4 protein-coding genes are annotated in these 4414 nt (G+C 67.3%); all 4 read left to right on the top strand.

Going from position 1 to position 4414, the window contains the following annotated elements:
• Window positions 1–964: hypothetical protein (locus JaAD80_RS26600; protein WP_180979608.1), on the top strand; the 964-nt coding region annotated here is incomplete at its 5' end.
• 10 nt (window positions 965–974) lie between these two features.
• Complete coding sequence (locus tag JaAD80_RS26595; protein ID WP_102299045.1) at window positions 975–3137, top strand: 8-amino-7-oxononanoate synthase; 2163 nt, start codon at window positions 975–977, stop codon at window positions 3135–3137.
• 20 nt (window positions 3138–3157) lie between these two features.
• Window positions 3158–4204: an aminotransferase class I/II-fold pyridoxal phosphate-dependent enzyme gene (locus JaAD80_RS26590; RefSeq protein WP_102299043.1), complete on the top strand. Its 1047-nt coding sequence runs from the start codon at window positions 3158–3160 to the stop codon at window positions 4202–4204.
• Window positions 4188–4414: hypothetical protein (locus JaAD80_RS26585; protein ID WP_180979607.1), on the top strand; the 227-nt coding region annotated here is incomplete at its 3' end. The genes JaAD80_RS26590 and JaAD80_RS26585, both read left to right, overlap by 17 nt.

The following is a 4414-nucleotide window of genomic DNA, read 5'->3' as shown; positions in this document are numbered from 1 at the left end:
CGCCGACGCGCTGGCGCTGCCCGGCAATGTGTACCAGGCGCCGCCCGTGGTCTGCTACCTGGACCGGGGGCCGGGGGCGGCCATCCGCCGCGCCCGTACGCGCCTGCCCGGTGGCGGCGACAATCCCGTCGCCATCATCCGTCTGCCGCGCGAACGCATGATCGGCAGCAGCATCGCCTCGTCGCTGGTGCACGAGGTGGGCCACCAGGGCGCGGCGCTGCTGGACCTGGTGGCGTCCTTGCGGCCCATGCTGCAAGCCATGCAGCATGGCGGCGGTGCCGTGCACGTGTGGCAGCTGTGGGAGCGCTGGATTTCCGAGATCGTCGCCGATTTCTGGTCGCTGGCGCGCGTGGGCGTGGCCGCCACCCTGGGCCTGATCGGCGTGGTCAGCCTGCCGCGCGTGTTTGTCTTTCGCCTCAACATCGACGACCCGCATCCGGTGCCGTGGCTGCGCGTGCGCCTCAGCTGCGCCATGGGACGCGCACTGTATCCGCACCCGCAGTGGGACCGGCTGGAACAGCTGTGGCTGGCGTATTACCCGCTGGCGGGCCTGCCTTTGGGGCAGCAGCGCCTGCTGGAGCAGTTGCAAACGAGCATGGCGGCCCTGGTCGGCTTGCTGGTGCAGCACCGCCCGCCCGCCTTGCGCGGCGTCTCGCTGGCCGAGGCCATGGCCGTACACGCGCGCCAGCCGGCCATGCTGGCCCACCTGTTTCGCAGCTGGAACCTGGTGCCGGGCCAGATGTACCAGGCCACGCCCACCCTGGTGTTTGCCGTGCTGGGCCAGGCGCGCGCCAGCGGCGGCCTGAGTCCCGAAGATGAAAGTGAGCTGCTGGGACGGCTGCTGACGCACTGGGCCTTGCGCAGCACGCTGGATACGTCGGAACTGTGCGCCGATGTCGTGCGGCATGGCCGCCAGCCTGGCAGGACGCTGCCGCCCCTGGCATCCCGTTTGATTATCCATTGAGGAGAATGACATGAGCAGCAAGATGAGCAACAAGATGGGTGGCAAGGACAGGGGGGCGGGCCAGGCGGGTCCGAAACACCGGGGCGGCAGCATCGCCGTCACCGTCCACGAGCACGATAGCGGGACAGTGCTGGTGAATGCGGCCATCAGCCTGTACCGTGGAGCGGAGGCCGATTGCCACAACTTCCTTGCCGGCGCATGGCAGCCGGACCCCGCCATGCTGGTGGGCGTGCGCTGGACCGACGGCGCCGGCCGTACCGTGTTTTCCGACCTGGCGACGGGCAGTTACGTGGGCGTGTACGGCAATTTCCCCGTGACCTTGCCCCAGTGCGTGACGGTGCAGGCCGGCTGCAGTGCCGTGCTGTGCTTCACGCCCCAGCTCAATGCGCAGGTGGGGCTGGTGTTCGAGACGGCCGATTGCCAGCCCAGCGACTGCAATTTCGGCAGGGTGGGCGACCGCGCCATCGCCAGCGTGGCCTTTGATGGCGATCAAAGCGCCGATGGACGCGAGCAGGTGCAGGTGCTGGCGGCCGCGCCGTGGGTACCCCTGCGCGGCACGCCGAACGCCTTCTCCACCCCGGTGCGGCGCGCCGGCATGCACCGTTTCACGGGACAGATGATGCTCGCGCAGCGTCCGGATTTGCGCAGCGCCCTGCCCGTGCCGGAAGGCCTCAGTCCGCACGCCATGCTGGCCGTGGACGCGGAGTACGAGACGGAAGAGCGCCAGCCGCAGCCCATCTCGGGCAATGTGGGCGTGTCGCTGACGCGCACGGAAACGGAGCCGACGGAAGACTTGCCCCTGTGGACCCTGATACGCAACAGCACCGAGGCCATGTCATTCACCAATTACCTGCACTTCATGGACAGCCTGTTCTGCGGCGACCTGGCCAATGTGCGCGGCTTCGAGCAGGAGCGCTTCGTCAAGAAGGCCGAGATGTTCCAGCAGCTCAAGCAGCGCCGCGCGCTGCCGTTCTCGGATGCCGATTCCTATCGCGTGCTGAAAGTGGCGACGGAAGCGTTCGTGATGGTCAATTGCGGCGTGCTGAACCAGCCGCTGGCCTTCAATCCGGCGGAAGACAATGCCTACCTGGACCGGCGCGACATCCCCCAGGGCCGCGACCTGGAAACGGTGCTGCGCAATGACTACCTGGAAAACATCGACGGCTTCCAGACCTTGCCCTACCTGGCCGTGATCCGCCGCAAGCTGCCCGACATTCCCATCAGCATACCGCGCGGCCAGGAAGGCGAAGTGGACCTGTGCTTTGGCATCATCCAGGAAAAACTCGCCAATCCCTGCCTGCTGGAACTGATCTGGTCGTACTGGCACGAAGAGGGCATGCTGGTGCAGACCATGAACGCCATTGCGCAGCGCTTCCAGAACCTGCGCGCGCCGGGCCACCATCTCGATCCATTGTCGAACACGGAAATCGATATGCTGCGTCCGCTCAATAATTTACTCTGGGGATACACGCAGGATGAACAGCATCGGCTGACCGTGATGCGCCGGAACTATGAGTATGACCATCACTACGGTGTGCGCCTGGACGGCAAGGCAGTGCAGCACTTCCGGCCAGCCGATAGCCGCTCCAAATTCCTGGAGGCTTTCCACCACTTGCTGCGCCTGCTGACGTCCTTTTACAAGCAGGATGACGACACCACCGTGAAGGCGGACGCCTTCCCCGTGCTCAATGCCTTGAAGGAAATCCACCTGATCCTGTCGCAGGGCGCGCACAACCAGTTCGGCGACTTGCCGTCGACGGCGCGCATCGAGATGCTGATGCAGCAATGGATGCTGGCGCGGCCGGAATTCCGCGAATTCCTGCCCACGCGCGTGATGGTGGCGTATCCGGAACCATGGATGGACAGGGTCGATGCCATGAAGAAATTGCAAGGCTGGACGGATACGAGCGTGATGCATTTCCGCAACCTGGCCATCTTCGGCGAGCAGTTGTTGTTGTCCGTGCGCTATGGCAACTGGAGCGACATCTACGAACCCACGCAGGCGTTCAACTGGGCGCGCTTCTGGCGCCCGCAGGTGCAAGGCTATATCCACGGCTACCGCGCCGCCACGGGGGTCGACTTGTCCGTCGACAGCAGCGACCCGGCGATCGAATCGACCATGCCATCGGTGCTGCTGCGCCAGCGCCTGAGTCAGCAGCTGCGCAGCGTCTAGGGCGGGGGCGGGGCGCGTGCATGCTCGACTTTACAAGTGCCCTGTACCTGGGCATGCGCCATCCGGCCGCCGGCCTGGCGCCGTGGAGCACTTTGAGCCTGGGCAAGCCGGCGGCGCTGCAGGAACCGCCGGGTGCGCTGGCGCTGGCGGCCGACCTGGCCGCGCTGCAAGGCTGCGAAGCGGCCTGCGTGCTGCCATCGACCTTGCATCTGTTCTGGGACCTGTTCGGCATGTTGGCTGCCGACCCGCTGGTGGTCCTCGTCGATGGCGGCAGCTATGCGATCGCGCGCTGGGGCGCCGAGCGGGCACAGGCGCTGGGCTTGCCACTGCAGGTGTTTCCCAGCGGCCAAGTGGCGGCGCTGCGGCGCCTGGTGGCGGCCTGGGGCAGGCTGGGACGGCGTCCGCTGATCCTGGCCGATGGCTATGTACCGGGCAGCGCACAGGCGCTGCCGCTGGCAGCCTATGCTGCCATCGCGCGGGCCGAGGGCGGACTGCTGCTGCTTGACGACACGCAAGTGCTGGGCGTGTCGGGCGCGCAAGGCGGCGGCTCGGCGCGCCAGCATGGCTTGCGCGGCGGATACGATGAACTTGGCGGCTGTCTGCTGATCGGCGCTTCGCTGGCCAAGGGTTTTGGCGTGCCGCTGGCCGTGCTGGCCGGCAGCCGCAAGCTGCTGCGGCGCTTCGCGTCACACAGCCAGACGCGCGTGCATGCGAGTCCGCCTTCGGCCGCCGTGCTGGCGGCGGCGCGGCGGGCACTGGCCTTGAATACGCAGCAGGGCGACGCCTTGCGTGCACGCCTGGCGGCCAGGGTGGCGCAATGGCGGACGGGGATGGCGGCGGCCGGCATCGCCTGCCAGGGCGGTAGCTTCCCCGTGCAGCGCCTGCCTGGACGCGCGCATTTGCAGCCAGCCTTGCGCGCTGCTGGCGTGCTGGCGCTGGCGCAAGCGGGGGGCGGTCCCGGCGCGCTGACTTTTCTGCTGCGGGCCGACCAGACGCCGCGGCAACTGGAACAGGCGATGGACTTGCTTGAACATCACACGAGGAGGCGATATGAACGAAGCGTTTGAAATGCTGCCCTTTGCGGGGCGGGAGGGAGCGGCTGGCGAGCAGCAGCGGTTGGGGGAATGGTCGCAAGAGTGGACGCAAGAGGGGCAGGGAGAGGAAGAGGGCGAGTGGGAAGGTGAATGGGAAGGTGAATGGGAGGGGGAATGGCAAGGCGAACGTGCGCGGCCAGGCGGCGGGCGCGGCGCCATGCGTGGCGGTGGCTTGCGTGCGCG

The organism is Janthinobacterium sp. AD80 (genome assembly GCF_002878455.1).
Taxonomy (GTDB): Bacteria; Pseudomonadota; Gammaproteobacteria; order Burkholderiales; family Burkholderiaceae_D; genus Janthinobacterium.
The sequence above is the reverse complement of the archived record's forward strand: the minus strand, read 5'-3'. Positions and strand labels throughout refer to the sequence as shown.